This is a genomic window from Pseudomonas sp. GW823-FHT02E01 (assembly GCF_058797535.1).
Map to the genome: position 1 here is coordinate 344,629 of NZ_JBXAJS010000001.1, position 19,787 is coordinate 364,415.

At 59.7% G+C, this 19,787-nt stretch carries 16 protein-coding genes and 1 pseudogene; 7 read left to right on the forward strand and 10 right to left on the reverse strand.

Features of this window, described 5'->3' with window-relative positions:
- Positions 1-90 precede the first annotated feature (90 nt).
- Positions 91-1,818, reverse strand: coding sequence for an amidohydrolase (locus tag AC1RDQ_RS01570; RefSeq protein WP_492586037.1), 1,728 nt, complete (start codon positions 1,816-1,818; stop codon positions 91-93).
- A gap of 106 nt (positions 1,819-1,924) precedes the next feature.
- Here AC1RDQ_RS01570 and AC1RDQ_RS01575 point away from each other — a divergent pair, with 106 nt between their 5' ends.
- The gene (locus tag AC1RDQ_RS01575) at positions 1,925-2,836 is read left to right on the forward strand and encodes a LysR family transcriptional regulator (protein WP_492586039.1); all 912 of its coding nucleotides are present in this window, start codon (positions 1,925-1,927) and stop codon (positions 2,834-2,836) included.
- A gap of 4 nt (positions 2,837-2,840) precedes the next feature.
- On the opposite strand, the gene AC1RDQ_RS01580 is transcribed toward AC1RDQ_RS01575, so the two are convergent.
- Complete coding sequence (locus AC1RDQ_RS01580) at positions 2,841-3,614, reverse strand: helix-turn-helix transcriptional regulator (RefSeq protein WP_090456486.1); 774 nt, start codon at positions 3,612-3,614, stop codon at positions 2,841-2,843.
- 110 nt (positions 3,615-3,724) lie between these two features.
- On the opposite strand from AC1RDQ_RS01580, the gene AC1RDQ_RS01585 reads away from it, so the two are divergent.
- Together AC1RDQ_RS01585 and AC1RDQ_RS01590 are read left to right on the forward strand one after the other, a co-directional pair.
- Entirely contained in the window at positions 3,725-4,828 is a 1,104-nt protein-coding gene (locus AC1RDQ_RS01585) for an extracellular solute-binding protein (protein WP_489338789.1), read from the forward strand.
- 165 nt (positions 4,829-4,993) lie between these two features.
- Positions 4,994-6,124: a DmpA family aminopeptidase gene (locus AC1RDQ_RS01590; protein WP_154862071.1), complete on the forward strand. Its 1,131-nt coding sequence runs from the start codon at positions 4,994-4,996 to the stop codon at positions 6,122-6,124.
- A 251-nt stretch (positions 6,125-6,375) separates the two neighbouring features.
- On the opposite strand, the gene AC1RDQ_RS01595 is transcribed toward AC1RDQ_RS01590, so the two are convergent.
- Complete coding sequence (locus tag AC1RDQ_RS01595; RefSeq protein ID WP_102671368.1) at positions 6,376-7,098, reverse strand: GNAT family N-acetyltransferase; 723 nt, start codon at positions 7,096-7,098, stop codon at positions 6,376-6,378.
- Positions 7,099-7,572: 474 nt separating this feature from the next.
- On the opposite strand from AC1RDQ_RS01595, the gene AC1RDQ_RS01600 reads away from it, so the two are divergent.
- The gene (locus AC1RDQ_RS01600) at positions 7,573-10,962 is read left to right on the forward strand and encodes an Ig-like domain-containing protein (protein ID WP_492586041.1); all 3,390 of its coding nucleotides are present in this window, start codon (positions 7,573-7,575) and stop codon (positions 10,960-10,962) included.
- 264 nt (positions 10,963-11,226) lie between these two features.
- Here AC1RDQ_RS01600 and AC1RDQ_RS01605 read toward each other — a convergent pair whose 3' ends face one another.
- The 5 genes from AC1RDQ_RS01605 to AC1RDQ_RS01625 form a co-directional block, all read right to left on the reverse strand.
- Positions 11,227-11,796, reverse strand: coding sequence for a YceI family protein (locus AC1RDQ_RS01605; protein WP_223532992.1), 570 nt, complete (start codon positions 11,794-11,796; stop codon positions 11,227-11,229).
- A gap of 137 nt (positions 11,797-11,933) precedes the next feature.
- The gene (locus AC1RDQ_RS01610; protein ID WP_492586043.1) at positions 11,934-12,605 is read right to left on the reverse strand and encodes a phosphoribosyltransferase; all 672 of its coding nucleotides are present in this window, start codon (positions 12,603-12,605) and stop codon (positions 11,934-11,936) included.
- A 115-nt stretch (positions 12,606-12,720) separates the two neighbouring features.
- Complete coding sequence (locus AC1RDQ_RS01615; protein ID WP_057714251.1) at positions 12,721-14,076, reverse strand: MATE family efflux transporter; 1,356 nt, start codon at positions 14,074-14,076, stop codon at positions 12,721-12,723.
- A 245-nt stretch (positions 14,077-14,321) separates the two neighbouring features.
- Complete coding sequence (locus AC1RDQ_RS01620) at positions 14,322-14,762, reverse strand: CBS domain-containing protein (RefSeq protein WP_492586045.1); 441 nt, start codon at positions 14,760-14,762, stop codon at positions 14,322-14,324.
- Positions 14,763-14,936: 174 nt separating this feature from the next.
- A complete protein-coding gene (locus tag AC1RDQ_RS01625; RefSeq protein ID WP_492586047.1) occupies positions 14,937-15,944 on the reverse strand; it encodes an AraC family transcriptional regulator in 1,008 nt (335 codons plus the stop codon).
- 240 nt (positions 15,945-16,184) lie between these two features.
- On the opposite strand from AC1RDQ_RS01625, the gene antA reads away from it, so the two are divergent.
- The 3 genes from antA to antC are packed head-to-tail and all read left to right on the forward strand — an operon-like array spanning position 16,185 to position 19,110.
- Positions 16,185-17,570, forward strand: a complete 1,386-nt coding sequence (gene antA, locus AC1RDQ_RS01630; RefSeq protein WP_492586049.1) for an anthranilate 1,2-dioxygenase large subunit — start codon at positions 16,185-16,187, stop codon at positions 17,568-17,570.
- 1 nt (position 17,571) lies between these two features.
- Positions 17,572-18,060: an anthranilate 1,2-dioxygenase small subunit gene (antB, locus tag AC1RDQ_RS01635; protein WP_431757185.1), complete on the forward strand. Its 489-nt coding sequence runs from the start codon at positions 17,572-17,574 to the stop codon at positions 18,058-18,060.
- An 18-nt stretch (positions 18,061-18,078) separates the two neighbouring features.
- Complete coding sequence (gene antC, locus AC1RDQ_RS01640; protein WP_492586051.1) at positions 18,079-19,110, forward strand: anthranilate 1,2-dioxygenase electron transfer component AntC; 1,032 nt, start codon at positions 18,079-18,081, stop codon at positions 19,108-19,110.
- 146 nt (positions 19,111-19,256) lie between these two features.
- On the opposite strand, the pseudogene AC1RDQ_RS01645 reads toward antC, so the two are convergent.
- Together AC1RDQ_RS01645 and AC1RDQ_RS01650 are read right to left on the reverse strand one after the other, a co-directional pair.
- A pseudogene (locus AC1RDQ_RS01645) lies at positions 19,257-19,390 on the reverse strand (methyl-accepting chemotaxis protein); the annotation flags it as partial.
- Positions 19,366-19,533, reverse strand: coding sequence for a hypothetical protein (locus tag AC1RDQ_RS01650; protein WP_492586053.1), 168 nt, complete (start codon positions 19,531-19,533; stop codon positions 19,366-19,368). The pseudogene AC1RDQ_RS01645 and the gene AC1RDQ_RS01650, both read right to left, overlap by 25 nt.
- Between the last annotated feature and the right edge of the window lie 254 nt (positions 19,534-19,787).

The window sequence follows — 19,787 nt, forward strand, 5'->3', positions numbered from 1 at the left end:
CGATAGCGGTGGGTCAGTCGACATCAATGTTGGATGTGATGACGTCATCGCGAGCAGGCTCGCTCCTACAGGTTCCGGGTTGTGGGGGGGTCAGGATTTACGGGCGAAAATTTCGCGGCCGGCGAACCAGGTCTGCAGCACCCGGGTATCGCGCAGGGCCTCTGGCTTGACCGTGAAGACATCACGGTCGAGGACGATCATGTCGGCCTGTTTGCCCGGCTTGAGCGAACCGATCTGATCCTCGAGGCGCAAAGTGCGGGCGGCGTTGAGGGTGTAGGCCTGGAACATGGTCTGGCGGTCGATGTCTTCGTCAGCGTTGAGTACGCCTTTGGGACCTTTGCGGCTGACCGCCTGGTAGATCGCCTTCCACGGATCCGGCGTGGTGATCGGCCAGTCGCTGGCACCGGCAATGGTCGCGCCGTTCTTCAGCAGTGAGCGGGCCGGGTACGAATACATGAAGGCCATGGCGCTGACATAGGGCTTGACCAGGTCCACGCTCGACTCATCGGCCATGGCCCAATACAGCTGCATCGAGGCAATCACGTTGAGGGTTTTGAAGCGGGCGAATTCCTTCGGATTGACCATCTGCACGTGCGTGATGGAATGGGCAATCCCGCTTTTCCGGTCCTTGCGCGCTTGCTCGATGCCGTTGAGCGACTCACGCACTGCGCGGTCGCCAATCGCATGGATGTGCACCAGCCAGCCGCGGGCGTCGGCGGCGCTGACCAGTTCGCCGAAGTGCGCCGGGTCGATCAGCAACTCGCCGGATTTCTTCGAGTTCTTGTAGGGCTCCAGCATGGCGGCGCTTTGTGCCGGAACTTCCGCCACGCCGTCGGCAAACACCTTGATCCCCGGCAGGGTCAGGTTGGGCACGCCGAGAAACTGCTGACGAACCTTGTCCAGCTCATCGAGATCGGCCGGCGTGGCTTTCGAGTCCGCCATCAGCAGTGCGGCCACATGAGCGGTCAGCTCGCCGCGTTCGGCCAACGCCTTGTAGATGGGCAGCACCCCCACCGACTGATTGTTCACATCGCCGCCGGGGATTTCATTGGCGATCGGGTCCATCCAGCCAGTGATGCCCAGGCTCTTGTAGTAGTCCAGTGCTGCGCGCCCGCCCGCCATCAACTCCTCGGTGGTCGGGGCTGCTAGCAAGGCCTGCACCGGATACAGGCCGGCGTCGACCAGGAAGCCATTCGGACGCCCATCGGAGTGATGCCCTATCGTGGCCTTCTCCTCGTCCTTCAGCGCCTTGACCCGCGCGGCATCGACGCCGGCACGCTGGAGCATGGCCCGGTTGGCCCACCCCGTGTGCAGGTCCCAGCCCAGAAAGAGAATGGGTGTATCCGCCCATTCCCCCTGATTGAAGCGCTGCTCAAGCGCCTCGATCCGGCTCCAGTAAGTCGATGGCAAGCCGCCGACACTGAGGACGTCACCGCGTTTGGCCTTGCCGTCTTCGCGCCATTGACGCAGGCGCTTTTCCAGCTCATCGAGCGGCAGCAACTCGCCGTCCAGATTGGCCTGACGCAATTGCAGGCCGCCCTTCACCGTGTGCGAGTGCGAGTCGATAAACCCTGGCATCAGCACCTTGCCGCCCAGGTCGATGATGCGCGTGTCCGGCTGTTTGAGCCGCAGCACTTGTGCATCGGAACCCACCGCCGAGACCTTGCCGTTCTCGACCGCAATGGCCTGCTGCAAGGGCTCGCCAGGTTCGGCGGTGTACACCCGGGCGTTGTGCAGGATGAGATCGACAGCGGCCATACTTTCCATCGAGGAACAGGCCAGAACAAGTGACGCGGCCAAGGTCAGAATCTGTTTCATGGGATGACTCTTTATTTTTGTTGGGCTGTAGCCAAGACTATCCAAGCTGAATCGGGAACTGAATGCCTGCTCCCGCACAACTTCTGTGCCTATCAGGAATAGATAAATGGACAAAATGAGTGCCCTGACCATGTTCGTCGCCACCGCCGAACAGGGTAATTTCAGCCGCGCCGCCGACCTGCTCGGCAAAACCCCTTCGGCCCTGACCAAGGCCGTGGCCCAACTGGAGGAAGAACTCGGCACGCGCCTGTTCGACCGCACCACCCGGCGCATGGCGCTGACCGAAGCGGGCCGCATCTACCTGGAAGGCGCACGCCAGGCGCTGATGCAACTGCAACTGGCCACCGAAGACGTGGAGCAGTTGCAACATGAACTGCGCGGTGACTTGCGGATCACCGCCCCGCCCTCGTTCGCGCCGGCGTTTCTCAATCAGGTGTGCTGTCGCTTTTTGACCGCACATCCGCAGGTCAAACTGGAAGTGGACCTGAGCGATAACTTCGAAGACCCGGTGGACGGCGGCTACGACCTCGCCCTGCGCGACGGCCCCATCGACCTGCCCGGGGTGATCGCGCAGCCGGTGGTGGAAAACCAGATGTTGCTGTGCGCCAGCCCGACGTACCTGGCGCGCAAAGGCGAGGATGTTTCACTGGAAAATTATCAGCAGCATGACTGGCTGATATTCCGCCATCCGCTACTGAATCGGCATTTCTGGTGGGTCAAGCAAGGCGAGCAACGGATACGCCTGACACAGCCGACGCCACGGGTGGCCAGTGACAACTACGACTTTCTCCTGGCCTGCCTGCTCGATGGCCAGGGCTTGCAGTTCATCCCGCAGTGGAGTGTCGCGCCCTATCTGGCGCGCGGTGAGCTGGTCGAGTTGATGCCCCAGTACTGGCGCGAACCCAGCGCGTTCGGGCCGTGGGTCTACGTGCTGTACCTGGCCCACCGGCGCAATACGCGCAAGGTGAAAGTGTTCATCCAATACCTCAAGGCGCATTGGCAACAGCCCGCTGCATGACCGTTCAACGCGGCCGCAACACCAGTGCAAACAACTCGCCATGCCCGTTCACGTTGAGCTTGTGATAGAGGTTGCGCCGATGCACCTTCACCGTCTCCGGGGAGATGCCCATTTGCTGGGCGATGGCCTTGCTGGAGAACCCCTGGAGAATCAGGCGCGCGGTTTCGATTTCCCGCAGGGTCAGGCGTGCGTCGAAGCGATCGAGCAAGGTCGCCAGATCGCCGGCCGGTGGTTCGGCGACCGGCCCTTCCAGTGGCAGCAAATCCAGGTGTCGGCGCATCGCCGCCAGCACCCAGTCACGCACGCACAGCAGACGGCCCTGCTCCTCGAGGCTGAAGCGTGTCGAACGCCCCAGGGACAGGCCGAGCACGGCGCCATCGACGTTGACCATGAACTGCAATTCATCCCCACCGACCACGGTGCTGAAGTAACTCAGGTAGTACTCACTGTGCTGGAACTGGTCGGGGGCCACCGAATCAAGGCTGTGCAAGCCGTCGGCGATGCCGGCGCAAGCGGCTTGATAGAACGGATCAAGCAGGTACATGCCGGCGCGGTAGTCCGCCAGCTCTTCCTGCTCATCACTGTTGCCCTTGGCATCGAAGTCAATCAGCAGGCGCGGCACATGCCCCGGGCGCATCAGCGCCACCAACGCGTTATCCAGCGGCACCAGCAAGCGCAGGGTATCGACCAGCGCACGCCAGAAACTGTCCTGCCCCACCGCCGTAAAGACCCGCGCCAGCCCCTGATGCACCGGCAACTCTTTCAACAACGCGTCCACGCACTACCCCTTTTGAGTAACCCATGATGGGAATGGGTGAAGGCCACCCTGGTCGATACGCTGCAAACTCCTGAATACCACCGGCCGCAACAGGCCAGGAGTGCCGCATCATGAGTCGTCACCGCTTGTATTTCAATCTGGGGTTTGGCGCCTGTCTGGCGGTTTCGCTGTCGGCTTTTGCGGTCGAAGCCCCGACGGTGCACGTGTACAACTGGTACGACTACATCGGCCCCACCACCCTGCAGGACTTCAAGCGTGACACCGGGATTGCACCGGTCTACGACACCTTCGACAGCGCCGAAGTGCTCGAAGGCAAGTTGCTCACCAGCCGCAGCGGCTACGACGTGGTGGTGGCCAGCAACTTCAGTTTGCCCACGCTGATCAAGGCCGGCGCCCTCGCCCCCCTGCCCCGTGCGCAGATGCCGGACTTCAAGAACATGGACACCGAACTGCTGGCGAAACTGGCCAACAACGATCCGGGCAACCAGTACGCCGTACCCTACCTGTGGGGCACCAACGGTATCGGCTACAACATCGACAAAGTGCGCGCGCTGCTGGGTGACAAGGCGCCGGTGGATTCCTGGGACCTGGTGTTCAAGGAAGAGAACCTGGCGAAACTCGGCGAGTGCGGCGTGGCCATGCTCGACTCGCCGTCGGAGATGCTGCCGGTTGCCCTGCACTACCTCGGCCTGCCGCCCAACAGCACCAACCCCGAGGACTACAAGAAGGCCGAAGCGCTGCTGCTGAAACTGCGTCCGCACATCGCCTACTTCAACTCGTCGAAGTTCATCAGCGACCTGTCCAACGGCAACATCTGCGTGGCGGTGGGCTGGTCCGGCGCGATGCTCGAAGCCAAATCCACTGCCGAGCAGGCCGGCAACGGCGTGAAGATCGCCTACAGCTTGCCGAAGGAAGGCGCGCCGGTGTGGTTCGATACGCTGGTGCTGCTCAAGGACGCTCCGCACCCGGAACAAGGCATGGCCTTCATCGACTACCTGATGCGCGCCGAAGTCATCGCTCCGGTCAGTGACCACCTCAACTACCCCAACGGCAACCGCAGCGCCACCACGCTGGTGGCCGAAGCGACCCGCAGCAACCCGGCCGTCTATCCGCCCGCCGAAGCCATGGCCACCTTGTTCACCCTCCAGCCACTGCCACCCGCTACCGAGCGCGTGCGCACGCGGATCTGGAGCAAGGTCAAAAACGGTCAATGACCGGACACCACAAAACCCTGTGGGAGCGAGCTTGTTCGCGATAGCGGTGGATCAGTCGCCATGGATGCTGAATTTAGCGACCCCATCGCGAGCAAGCTCGCTCCCACAGTGTCCGTGGTGTCCAAAAAATATTTTTTCTGCCACGAATCGAAGATGAGAAAAACCATGAAACCACGCGCCCGCGACCTGAACATCCCGATCGGCCAACTACAACCCGGCCCGCTCAATGCCATCACCGACGTCCCCGGCGTACGGGTCGGCCACAGCGACGTACGAGGCCGCACGGCCAATGGCCGCGACATCCTCACTGGCGTCACCGTCATCGAACCGCGCGCCGGTTCCACCAGTCAGCAACCCTGCTTTGCCGGCGTGCATGTGCTCAACGGCAACGGCGATGCCACGGGGCTGGAGTGGATACGCGAGGCAGGCTTGCTGACCAGCCCCATCGCCTTCACCAACACCCACAGCCTGGGCGTGGTGCGCGACGCGCTGATCGTGCTCGACCGCGAGCAGCAGCCGGATGACGGGCGCCTCTACTGGAATATGCCAGTGGTGCTGGAAACCTTCGACGGCCTGCTCAACGACATCAACGGTTTTCACGTGAAACCTGAACACGTGGCCCAGGCCGTGCGTTCGGCGGCGGGCGGACCGGTGGCCGAAGGCAATGTCGGCGGTGGCAGCGGCATGATCTGCCACGAATTCAAGGGCGGCATCGGCACCGCGTCGCGCCGCTTGAACAGTGCCCAGGGCGGCTGGACGGTGGGGGCGATTGTCCAGGCCAACCACGGCATTCGCAATGAGTTGCGCGTCGATGGCTACCCGGTCGGGCGCTACATGGAACAGGTCGATTCGCCGTTCCTCAAGGCCTCGTTGCCCCATCCGGGCATGGGTTCGATCGTGGTCTGCCTGGCCACCGATGCGCCGTTGCTGCCGCACCAGTGCACACGCCTGGCCCAGCGCGCCAGCCTCGGCCTGGCCCGCACCGGCGGCGGCAATGAAGACCACAGCGGCGACATCTTCATCGCCTTCGCCACCGGTAACGATCACGTGCCACCGGCTGCCTACGAGAGCAAGAAAGCACCGACCACCCACAATCTGAGCATGGTCAACAACGACCACATCAGCGAGCTGTTCCTGGCCGCCACCGAAGCCGTGGAAGAAGCCATCATCAATGCCCTGCTCGCCGCCGACACCGCCGAAGGCAACGGGCATGGGGTGCAGGGGCTGGATGCCGAAACCTTGCTCAAGGCGTTGCGCCGCGCCGGCTGGCCGGGGGATGCGACTAGCGGTACTTGAGTGAAACACTCGGTCTTTTTAGGATGAACTTACGCAGCCGCTTGCTTGCGCAAGCCGCTGCGTAGGTGGTGAGTGAACTGAACCCCTACCAAGCTCACCACTTGTTTCATGCGCATCTTGAGCCTCACGGCTCCACTTCCTCCCCATCAAGAGCTTTGAGGCTCTTTTTTTACCTCTGCAAACCAACACTGTTCATTGTGGGAGCGAGCTTGCTCCCACAGGGGGATCTGTGGGGGTTCAGGAGAGTGCGATCAGACCAGGCGCAACCGAGGGCCAGCGGCCGGCACCGCATCGTCACCCAACCGCCCCCGCACAAACGCCTGGGCCTTGCGCGTCAACTGGTCCAGATGCCGATCGCGCTGTTTTTCCGCGTCGGTCATGGCCCGCTTGCCATGCTTTTGCAGCAGGTAGGTATGAATCTGCCGCACTTCCAGCGAGCTGTAGATCGACGCCACATCCAGCAGCGCCATCAAGCCAGCGGTAGCGTGGTCGCGAGTGTTCATCAACACCTGGGTCGCACGCACGCCCACCACCTCAAAGCCCATCGCCTCGAAATACGGCACCTTGGCCACCGAGCAGGTCAGCTCGGCATGGGGGTAGCGACCGACCATTTCCCGCAACATCCGCCGGGCCACGCCCTGGCGCCGATACTCGGCCTGCACTGCCATGTACGCCACGCCGCAGGCCTCGGGGTCGTCCTGCACCGGCAGGTACAGCACAAAGCCCGTTACCTTTTGCGGGTCGTCTTCGTCCGTGGCGACGATCAACTCCACGGCAATGCCTTTTTCACCGTTCAGCGCTTCCAGATACAGGTGCACCTCATAGCCGATCGCGTATTGATAGAGGTTGTACAGCAGGTTGCTGGGCGGGATCGCGACCATGCTGATGTCGGTCAGGTTGTCGACCACCATCTGCAGGATCTGGCTATTGATGTGCTCGGGGCACGGGGTCTTGAAATGGCTGATCAGGGGCATTGCGGTGACAGGCTCCGGGAGGCAAGGGCCGCCTATCATAGCGCGCCCGGCACGTCAGGTCCGAAGGTGATGGACAGACATCCACCCTCCTTGAGCCATGCGCATCATTTTCAAGGCCGACAACAGTGAGTCCGGCACACATTGTGCTGGATGAACTTGCCTCTTCGCGATCAGGCCTGCTCCTTCAGGGGACAGCGGTATTGCCCACACCTCAATCTGCTGTGGGAGCTCGCCTGCTCGCGAAAGCGGTTACCACCACACCGACCTCGGGTATGAACGGGGGAGAACGGGTGGGTGAAAGCCCCCAACTTTGAGGATCCCCATCTACTGCGCCATCAGGACCAAAACCCAAACCGCCAGCCTTTTGATATCAAACAGGTTTTTGTTTCCCCCAAATTTCCCCGCGATTGGCACACCTATTGCGTCCAGCGTTTTGCGAACGTCAGCCACACCGACGCGTCCCGAGGAAACAAGATGAAAAACAAAACTGACCTCAAATCGCTCGGCTTTTTCAGCAAACCGGGCATCGCCGCTGTGATGCTGATCAACGTCAGCCTCGGCATCGTCAACGCAGCACCGCTTGACGATGTCAGCCCGCCGCCGCCAACAGATCCGTCGGCGTATACCAACCCGCCGGCCGACCCCCAGGCCGCGCTGGATGCCATAGAGACCATGCCTCCCACCAACCAGGGCTCCTACGCCCTGCCCAATGGTGTGTATGGCACCCGCACCACGCCAACGACCGACAACGTGCTGCCGCCAAGCCTGCAGACATCCTTCAAAATCCCCACCAACGGCAAGCCCAGCCCGTTGTTCGGGGCCCAGCCGTACACTCAGCAACTGCTGCTGTTCGAAGAATTCGGCACGGAAAAACTCGACCCGACACTGCCGGCACCGCCCCTGACTTTCCCGGTTCCGATCGTCGGCCCGGCGCCCACGCAGGACCCGAACAACATCGCCCGCAGCGGCCCTTCGGCCGCCGCGCTGGAAGCCTTCATGCGCCAGCCGGGGCTGTACCCGTTTCCGGCGCAGTATTCCAACGTGCTGGACCGCAACCCGTGGAAAGCGCAGATCGAAGCCTTCCTCAACCGCCATCCGGTCGGCTCGCCGGCCGAAGGTCGTCCGCCAGGAAAAGGCTGGTCGCACCAGCGCTGGAACGAGTTCTACCCACAGGTCGCCTTCAAGACCGCTCAAGCCGGCGCCAAGCTCAACGGCGGCATGCGCGACCGCCGCCAGTTGCACAACTACGCCGTCGGTGAGTTCGGCCCGGGCGGGCTCTACAACCAGACCTCGGACACCCCGATCATCGCGGGCACCACCAAAGGCATCGACACCCGCTTTCACCCCAACATGCCGATTCAGAACCACAAGGCGCTCTGGACTTTCGACGGCACCTTTCCGCCAAAACTGCTGATGGTGCGGTACGGCCAACCGGTGCTGATGCGCCACTACAACGCCCTGCCGATCGATCCGTCGGCCAACATGGGGTTCGGCCTGCACACCCTCAGCACCCACGAACACAACGGCCACTCCCCGGCCGAAAGCGACGGCTATTCCAATGCGTTTTTCTTTCCGGGGCAGTACTACGACTATCGCTGGCCGATCCAGTTGGCCGGTTACGACACCATCAACACCAGCGCTCAGGATCCGCGCGCGGCGTTCCCCTGCGCCCCGGGTGAAACCCTGTATGTCAACGATGCCACGCCGGGCCTCAAGACCTGCAACAACGGCAGCATCAAGATCCGTGGCGACTGGCGCGAAGCCATGAGCACCCACTGGTTCCACGACCACATGCTCGATTTCACCGCGCAGAACGTCTACAAGGGCAATGCGGTGATGATGAACTACTACAGCGCCATGGATCGTGGCAACGAAGCGCTGCAAGACGGCGTCAACCTGCGTCTGCCCAGCGGTTCGGCATTGCCCTGGGGCAACCGCGACTATGACGTCAACCTGATGATTGCCGACAAGGCCTGGGATACCAATGGCCAGCTGTGGTTCAACCCGTTCAACACCGATGGTTTTCTCGGCGACCAGATCCTCGTCAACTGGCAGTACCAGCCACGCCTGAACGTGCGGGCGCGCAGCTATCGCTTCCGCATTCTCAATGGCTCGGTGTCGCGCTACTTCAAGATCGCGCTGGTGCGTGAGATCGCCGGCACCGGTGGCGAATTCCCCGGCCCGACAGGTTCCGGCCTGTCCTATACCCGCGTGCCGTTCCATATGATCGCCAACGACGGCAATCTCATGGAACACGCCGTGCCGTTCGACGGCAGCATGGACCTGGACGCCGACGGCGATGTGCAGGACCACAACGCCATCCTGCCCACCCTGGCCATCGCCGAGCGTTACGACATCATCGTCAACTTCTCGAAACACGGGATCAAGACCGGCGACAAGCTGTACTTCGTCAACCTGATGGAGCACCACGACGGCAAGGGGCCGGAGGTTGCATCGCAGAGCCTGGCCGATGTCTTGTCCGGCAGGTACAAGGCAGTGCTCAAGCTGGGCAGCAAAGGGCTGGAATGGGAGAACGGCGATCCAGTGGTGGGCAAGTTCATGCAGATGGTGGTGCAGACTTATGCCGGCCAGGACGTGAGCATGAACCCCGCCGACTACGAACCCGCCAAGCCAGGCCAGCCGGTGGGTAAAAGCATGATCCCGCTGACCCTCAACCGTGACGACCCGACGGTGCAAGCCACGCTCAAGGCGGCGCGCCATCGCGAGTTCACCTTCGGCCGCTCCGACGGTACCGACGAAGAACCCTGGACCATCAAGACCGACGGCGGTTTCGGCTACCAGATGGACCCTCGGATCATCAGCGCCGCTCCGCAACTGGCTACCGGCCCGACCGCTGCCGGGTTCTCCGGCGACGGCACCCTGGAAGTGTGGAAAATCATCAACGGCGGCAACGGCTGGAGCCACCCGGTGCACGTGCACTTTGAAGAAGGCATCGTCCTCAAGCGCGACGGCAAGGCACCGCCGGAATGGGAAAAATGGGCGCGCAAGGACGTCTATCGGATTGGTCAAGAAGTCGACAGTTCGGTGGACGTGGAGATAGCGATCCGCTTCCGCGAATTCGCCGGGACCTACATGGAGCACTGCCACAATACCCAGCACGAGGACACCTCCATGCTGCTGCGCTGGGATGTCGAGAATCCGGGCCAGTTCCAGTTGATGCCAACGCCCCTGCCCGGCTGGGACGGCGTCACCTACGTCAATTCCGCCGCGCTGCCGACCTTCCGCACTGGCGATAAACGTGTCGAGGACCCCGATAACCAAAAACCGGTCGCCAACGCCGACAGCGCCATCAGTAACACCGGCCAACCGGTGATCATCAACGTCCTGGCCAACGACAACGACCCTGACGGTAACGTGCCACTTAAAGTGGTAGGTCTGGAGCAACCGGACTCCGGCAAGGGCGTGGTCAGCACCGATGGCCTGCGCGTGACCTACACACCACCGGCCACGGTCCCCGCGCCGTTCACCGCGACCTTTACCTATAGGGCCGCCGATGCCAAGGGCGCCGAGTCGGCGCCGGCGACGGTGTCCGTGGCGGTCTCGGCACCGGTCAACGAGAGCCTGATCGTCACCAGCGCCACCGTCACCGCCCGCAGCAACAGCCGCTGGTATTGGGTCCTGTCCGGCACCACCTCCCGTGGCACGGGCAATACCATCACGGCAACGGCCACCACCACAACCGGTACGGTGAACCTTGGCGCCGCCGTCCTGACGCAGACACCGACAGGCGCGCGCTGGAACATAGCGGTGACAACCGCTGGCAGCGGCCCGTCGCCTAGCCCGACGGCGACCATCAAATCGGCCTTCGGCAAAACCGTGACGGTGCCGATAAAGGCGAACTAGAGCGGATTGATCGACGCCCGGCCCATGCAATGTGGATCGGGCGTTTTTCTTTTGTGCAGCGTGCGGTGGGACCGAGGTGGGTTTTGTTGACTGTCCGCTCTATCCGCAAAGTGCCTGATGGATCTCAGCCTTTGTATTGACTGTTACACCGCCATCGCGGGCAAGCCCGCGATGGCGGCACCTCGGTCTATCAGACAAACCACATTCCATCCCCCTGGCAGCATGGTCACATGATTGGCCGACGAACTATCGATGAGGTCCCAGTCACCTTTGCGGCGCCACCATCCGGAAGCGGATATTGATCTCGTTGGACACCACACTGTCCGCCCACTCGCCCTCGCCGATCTTGAAGTCGTCACGCTTGAGCACCAGTTGGCCCTCGAAGATGCCGATGGCGCTCTCGGATTTGAGCAGCACCGGTACACTCACTTCCCGAGTAAGCCCCCGCAGGGAAAGCTTGCCGGTGATGGTGTAGCGGTTATTGCCCAGGGCCTTGATGGACGTGGATTCGAAGGTCGCCACCGGATAAGTCGCCGTGTCGAACCACGCCGGTTTTTGCAGCTCGGTGTTGGCGTCGCTGTTGCCAGCGTCGATGCTGTTCAGGTCGATGGTCAGCGCGGCATGGGCGGCGCCGGGGTTATCGGTGTCGAAGTCCAGTTTGGCCTTGAACTTGCCAAAGGTGCCGTAGGCTCTCGACCCCATCTGCTCATAGGTGAAGCTCAAGGTACTAGCCCTGGCGTTCACATCCTTGTATTCCACGGCTCCAGCAAACGGCACCAGGCCGAACACCAACGTGCCGGCCAGAGCGACGCAACGCGTGGATCGAAGGTTCATGACGCTCTCCGGGAGGGCTCCCGTCCTGAGTTGGCGTGCCGCACAAGTCGGGTCGTATCAGATGGACTAAAGCAAACAACCGGGGTTTATTCCACCTCACCCGTTGATTTGCGACCACCTGCCGCTGGCCGCCAGCGCTACCCGCACTCCCCGCGTTGCCACGCCCGCCGCAACAGGTCGATCACCTCGGCATCCGAGGTTTGGGAAAAATTCATATACCAATGACCAATCGACGTGAACCACTCGGGCATCAGCGGACAGATCAACTCATCCACCTCGCTGCGCAGCGCCTCCACCGTTTCGATCGGCGCCACCGGCACCGCCACCACGATGCGCGATGGCGTCTGCGCCCGTAGCGCCTGGATCGCCGCCCTCATCGAAGCCCCGGTGGCCAGGCCGTCATCGATCAGGATCACCACCTGATCCTTGAGCTGCACCGCCGGTCGCGTGCCACGGTAGACCTGTTCGCGGCGTAGCAACTCGCGGCTTTCCCGTTCGACCACGGCGTCGAAAGCGGCGCGATCAATCGGGTGCACCCGCAGCGCCTCTTCATTACGAATCTGGATACCACCGCTGGCAATCGCGCCCATGGCGTACTCCGGGTGGGAAGGCACGCCGAGCTTGCGCACCAGCATCAGATCCAGGCGAACCTTCAGCGCCGTGGCCACCTCATAAGCCACCGGCACGCCGCCACGGGGCAAGGCCAGAACGATGACGTCGGGGCGATTGGCGTAAGGCCGCAACGGCTCAATCAAACGCCGCCCGGCTGCTGGTCGGTCTTGCAGGATGGAATGGGACAAGGGGCTCATTTGAAAACCTCCCCAGGCGATGGCGCCTGTCTTTTTCAGTCACACCGTCCTTTTGTGGCGAGGGGCTTTGTGGCAAGGGACCTGTGAACAGCATGCCCCTCCCGCAGCGTTCCGCCTACACCAACCGCTCAATCTTCTGATGCTGCCACACCAGTTTGTAATACAGCGTCTGCAACACCAGCATCCCCAGATACGCCACCGGAAACGCCATCCACACCCCTTGCAATCCAAACTTCGCATCCAGCAGATACGCCGCCGGCAACTGCACGCCCACCACGCACACAATGGAAATCGCCACCGGCACCATTACCGTACCGCTGGCGCGCATGATGCCGCCGATAATCGCCTGGAAACCAAACACCAACAGGCTCCAGAGCATGATATGCAACAGGTGCTCGGCCATGCCAAGTGTCGCCTCCTCAGTGAGGAACGACGCCAGCAACCAGCTCGACAACAAGTACCCGAGCACCACCAGACCACCGGTCAAACACACGTTGATCATCAGCCCGGTCTTCAGGATCGGCCCGATGCGCTCGATGCGCCCCGCCCCGATCGCCTGGGCCCCAAGGATCGACGCGGTGATCGCAATCGACAGCGCCGGGAACTGCACGTAATTGACGATCTGCGTCACCGCGCCATACGCCGCCGTCGCCTGGGACCCGTGCTGGTTCACCAGCGCCAGAATCACCAACTCCGACAGCGACAACACCACCATCTGCAACCCGGTGGGCAAACCGATGCGCAGCACCTTGCCGAGGATCGCCACGTCCAGCTTCATCGCCGCAAAGAACTCGCGATCCGGCGCCAGCGGATGGCCCTTGCCGATCAAGCGCCATGCCAGCAACCCCATCGCCACCAGGTTACCCACCAACCCGGCAATCGCCGCACTCTGAATCCCCATCGGCGCAAAACCCAGCCACCCGCGAATCAACGCCGGCGTCAGCGCCAGTCCCACACAGGTCGACACCACCAGCGCCAACAACGGCGACAACGTATCGCTCACCCCGCGCAGCAACTGCGTGAACAACACGAACACCAACAGCGACGGCATGATCCACAACATCACATGGGCATACGCCACCGCATCGTCCAGCACATCCGCCGGCGTCCCCAACCCCACCAGCGCCGACCGCGCAAACACACTCCCCACCACCGCCGCCACCAACCCGATCAACACCCCCAACAACAACGTCGCCCCGGCAATCGCCTTCACCAGATGCGTCTCCCGCGCCCCCCACGCCTGCCCGATCAACACACCCGCGCCGGCACCGAGGCCGATCACCAGAGCGATGAAGAAAAACACGATGGGAAACATCCCCGACACCGCCGCCAGGGCCTGGGTGCCGAGCATCTGGCCGATGTAGATGCTGTTGACCGTGCCGGACATGGATTGCAGGAAGTTCGACAGGACCATGGGGGCGAGGAACAGCAGGTAGGTTTTCCAGAGAGGGCGTTGGGCTTGGGTTTGCATTCGGGAAGGTCCATCTCGACGGCCGGAGCGATGATTAAGGATAGCGTGGGTGGCTGAATCCAAGGGGCCGTGAACATCTCAGGTCTGTGTTTATATTTCCAGCGACGTGAGGTGAAAGGTCTGAAGTTTCATCAACACGGATCTTACGTCTGCCCGTTTTTTTTTCTGACGAGACCGAAGCGATGAGCCGTCCCAGAATCTTATGCCCCGGACTGGGACAGACCGTACCAGACGCTGAACAAGAACTAATGGCCGCGAATATACCGTTCAAGTTGCAATATCAGATCAGCTTGTTCTGCAATAGCTGACTTCACCAGGTCGCCTATCGATAGCAACCCAAGCAGCTTTTCGTTTTCTACAACTGGCAGATGACGAAGATGATTATCGGTCATAATACTCATGCAAACCTCAATACTCTGACGAGAGTCCACCGTTATCACTGGTGAGCTCATAATATCCCTAACGGGTGTACCCGCCGAGGAGCGCCCTTTCAGTACCATCTTCCGCGCGTAATCTCGCTCACTGATAACACCAACTACGACTCCGTCCTCTACGACGGGTAGCGCACCTACGTTCCGTTCAGCCATGGTCCTGACTGCCTCCAGAACCATCTGTTCCGGTGCAATGGTGTGAACATTCTGGTTATATTCGGGTTTTATACAAAGCAGCTGCGCAACCGTCTTCATAATGGCTCTCTCTTGTTTTTGTTTAACGCAAACATCCGCTGCCGGGCGCTTGAATCGGCATAAAAAAGACAAACAGTAAATTCGTTAAAATAAAAAATTAAATATAGGAATCTGTTGAAATCGTGTATCAACACGCTTCAATGGTAAAACCGCGTACAGGGTGCTTGCTTGAAATTAAAGCTTTCGACTTCGCTCAACCGTCTTCGATGGCACTTCTAAAAACATTTTTTTGTAATCGGATGAGAAACGCCCCAAGTGATTAAACCCCCAGCGCATTGCCACTGCAGTAATATTTTCGTTGGAGCCCCCCTCCAGCAACGCTTGCCTTACGGCCTCAAGCCGAAAACGCTTCAAATACAGAGTTGGCGTAAGGCCAAAGTATTTCTTGAAGTCTTCATATAGTTTGAAGCGGGACACTCCGACCGCGCGACCTAATTCGTCCAAGTCGACTTCATCGCAGGCATGCTCATGTATAAATTGTTTGGCTTTAAATAAATACTCAGGACACCGACTTTGCGAAAGACCAACCAACTCGTCCGAGTAATTATTAGGCTGCGATAATATAAAACCCTTGATTAGCGCTTTTTCAATATCGCGAGCCATGGAAATATGACCAAAAAAGTTACGCGCCTGCTCCATCTCCGCTAGCAGGTATTTGACCAGCCGCCACCAGGCTGCGGGCGCGCCCTCACTTGCACCTACTCTCGTTTCGAAGACAATTGGTTGTTGGGTCGGACGCTGTAACAGTTCCTCCAACACTTGGCGCATCGCTGCACATTTTATTGCGACCTGAATTTTTCGACAATTACCGGTAATAGAAAGCTCTTGCTGATCATAAGGCGATACGATCAATCCGTTATCGCTATCGGACATCAGTAAGCCATTTGATTTTCGCAGTTCCTGTTCGCCACTGATGGGTAGACTGATGCTATAGCTATTGAGCACCGACGCATCAATATCGATAGTGACATCGGTACCATATTCGATATACCCGATCACCGTGGACATCGACTTCAAGACATTTCCGGCATGTTGAAAATGCATGCGTTGGGGGTACGAGGCCTTGAGCTCGTGGGGGCCGCAAATGTTCGACATCCAGGCCTGCGCACTCTGCAGGTCATGACGCACTGCATGGATGTCTTGAAATTCAACATCGGTCCCCGCATGAGTTTGCAGATTCATCGCAGCACCACAATGGTTACGGATTGGCTACAAACGTACTTCCCAGGCCTCGGGACTGCTATCCGCATAATGCAGTAATGATCAAGAAAACGCACAAAAACACCTCGCCGTATGGCCCTCGGAAAAAGCACGCCCCGCCCTCCTCAGAAACGGATAGATATCGCCTCGAATCCGGATAGATGCACCGCCCGGAAAGGCTTTCAATCGGGGTGAGCCTAAAACTACAAAAGGGTGTACCTGATGAACAGCGCTAAAAGCATTACTCAGTGGCAGGAATACATTCAAGGCTGTCTGGATTTCCGGCCGGCCGAAGGTATTTACCGCGTCGCCCGTGACATGTTCACCGAGCCGGAACTGTTCGACCTGGAGATGGAACTGATCTTCGAGAAGAACTGGATCTACGCCTGCCACGAGAGTGAAATCGCCAACCCCAATGACTTTCTGACGATACGTGCAGGTCGTCAGCCCATGATCATCACCCGCGATGGCAACAATCAGCTCCACGCGCTGATCAATGCTTGCCAGCACCGGGGCGCGACCCTGACTCGCGTCAGCAAAGGCAATCAGTCGACCTTCACCTGTCCGTTCCATGCCTGGTGCTACAAAAGTGATGGCCGCCTGGTCAAGGTCAAGGCCCCGGGCGAATATCCGGAAGGCTTCGACAAGGCAACCCGCGGCCTGAAGAAGGCCCGGATCGAAAGCTACAAAGGCTTCGTGTTCATTAGCCTGGACGTCAATGGCAGCGATTCGCTGGAAAACTACCTGGGCGATGCCAAAGTGTTCTTCGACATGATGGTCGCGCAATCCCCTACGGGCGAGTTGGAAATATTGCCCGGCAAGTCGACCTACAGCTACGACGGTAACTGGAAGCTGCAGCACGAAAACGGTCTGGACGGCTATCACGTCAGCACCGTGCACTACAACTACGTCTCCACGGTACAACATCGCCAGCAAGTCAATGCCGCCAATGGCGGCGTCTCCGACACCCTGGACTACAGCAAACTGGGCGCCGGCGATGCAGAAACCGACGACGGCTGGTTCTCGTTCAAAAATGGCCACAGCCTCTTGTTCAGCGACATGCCTAATCCAACGGTGCGCGCCGGTTATGCCACCGTCATGCCGCGTCTGATCGAGGAGTATGGCCAGCAGCAAGCCGAGTGGATGATGCACCGCCTGCGCAACCTCAACATCTATCCAAGCCTGTTCTTCATGGATCAAATCAGTTCACAGCTGCGTATCGTGCGCCCGGTGGCCTGGAACAAGACAGAGATCACCAGCCAGTGCATCGGCGTCAAGGGTGAATCCGACGCCGACCGGGAAAACCGGATTCGCCAGTTCGAGGACTTCTTCAACGTTTCCGGCATGGGAACCCCGGACGACCTGGTTGAGTTTCGCGAAGCCCAGCGCGGATTCCAGGCGCGCCTCGAGCGCTGGAACGAAGTGTCTCGCGGCAGTGAAAAGTGGGTCGAAGGTCCCACCCCCAACAGCGAGGTTCTGGGTATCAACCCAGTACTGACCGGCACCGAGTTCACCCATGAAGGGCTCTACATCAATCAGCACGGATCCTGGCAGCGCTTCCTTTTGCAAGGTCTGGAACAAAAAGCCCTGAAGTTGAAGGAGGTGTGAAATGAGCGCACTACAGTATTCCATCGAACAATTTCTCTACCGTAAAGCCGAGCTGTGTGATCAACAGGACTGGGACGCCTATATCGCCCTGTTTGATGAGCAGAGTGAGTTCCACCTGCCGCAATGGGAGTCGGAGCATGTGTACACCACCGACCCCAAGCGCAGCATGTCGCTGATTTACTACTCGAACCGCTCCGGCCTGGAAGATCGCGTGTTTCGTTTGCGCACGGGTAAGTCGGCTGCTTCAACGCCGATGCCGCGCACCTTGCATCAAATCAGCAATGTGCGCATCAACGAACTCGATAACGGACTGCTTGAAGTCAAGGCAGCCTGGGTCACGCTCTTCACGCGACAAGGGTTGTCCGAGCAGTTCTACGGCCATGTGACCTACCACCTCAAACCCGTCGCGGACAGCTGGAAGATCACTCGCAAGCACATCGTATTGCTCAACGACACCATCAACTCGGTGCTTGATTTCTATCACCTGTGAGCTGTGGAGCACGCTGTCATGAATCATAAAGTCGCTTTCAGCTTCGCCGATGGCAAGACCTCGTTCTTCGAGGTCAAGCCAAACGAGTTGCTGCTCGACGCCGCGCTGCGCAATGGCGTGAACATCCCGCTGGACTGTCGCGAAGGTGTCTGCGGCACCTGTCAGGGGCGCTGCGAATCAGGCCGATACACTCAAGATTATGTCGATGACGAGGCTTTGTCCGAACAGGATCTGGCGCAACGCAAGATGCTCTCTTGCCAGACCCGCGTGCAATCGGATGCCTCGTTCTATTTCGATTTCGATTCGAGCTTGTGCAACGCTGGGGCAACTCAATTGTTGCAAGCGGTGATTACCGGTGTGGAGCAGGTTTCGGCCACCACGGCGATCCTTCATCTGGATGCTTGCTCCCACCCCCGGCAATTGGATTTTCTTCCGGGGCAATACGCTCGACTGCATGTACCTGGCACCGATGAGTGGCGCTCCTACTCATTCGCCAACCGACCCAACCCCGATAACCAGCTTCAGTTTCTCATCAGGCTGTTGCCTGATGGAGTGATGAGCAACTTCATCCGTGAGCATTGCCGCCCCGGAGAAGTGCTCGAGTTCGAGGCGCCTTTGGGGAGCTTTTATCTACGCCAGGTCAGTAAGCCTCTCGTCCTGGTGGCAGGAGGAACCGGCCTTTCGGCCTTCCTCGGAATGCTGGATACCATTGCCGAACAAGGTGGTTGCGGATACCCGATCCAACTGTTCTATGGCGTTACGCAGGATAATGACCTCTGCGAAACTCAACGCCTGGTTGATTATCGCGATAAAATCGCCAACTTTGATTATCACTTGGTGGTGTCGAAACCATCAGAACACTGGAAAGGTAAAACCGGCTGGATTCCTGATCACTTCGACCGCCAGTCGTTCGAAGCCAATCCATTCGACATTTACCTGTGCGGTCCCCCGCCGATGGTCGAAGCGGTTAAAACCTGGTTCAGCGATCAGAAGATTGAGCGGTTCCAGATGTATTACGAAAAATTCATCGAGAGCAATTCCAAGCATTGAGATTGCATGAGGAATATCTGGTGCAGACCAGATATTCCTGTGCTTTTTTCATCATCCACCGACGCTGCTGATCAATACCCCACCGTCGAACTCTCGGCGATCAAAACGATCTGCCAAATGCCGTAGCGCTTTGGCCTGAACGAGCAGATCCTCGCCAATCCTTCCTGAGTCCGAGTTGCCAGTTGCCGTACCTCGTCGGCAACGACACTGCCCCCCTGCCCGCTTCGCCGGCGCGAGCTGCTTCAATAGCCGCGTTCACAGCCAGTAGATTGGTTTGTCTGGATGGGCGGCCTGAACGTTGCTGGCAACTTCCTGAAGGGTGGTGACCAATTCGCTGAGGGCGGTCACCGACAAGTCGGTTTCATCGCGTCGACGTTCGAGGCGCAGGGTTTCGCCCTGGATCAACCGGGCAAGCTCAACCACCTGCTGCTCTACGACGCCCCAGTCGTCCCTATTCGTGACAATGTGCTTTGCAGGCGACGCTCTTCTGCAACCAGGGCAATCAACATGGTCAGAAGCAGCAGGAGATGCCGACATGGCTGAAGGTCCCGAAAAGGAAAAAAAAGGTTCTTCATCCAATCCCGGGAAACTGTAGGAGCCAGCTCCTGCACGAGACCGCGTCCGAGTCGAAAATGAAGTGACCTCCAAACCATTGCGCAATAAAAAAGGGTCCCGGT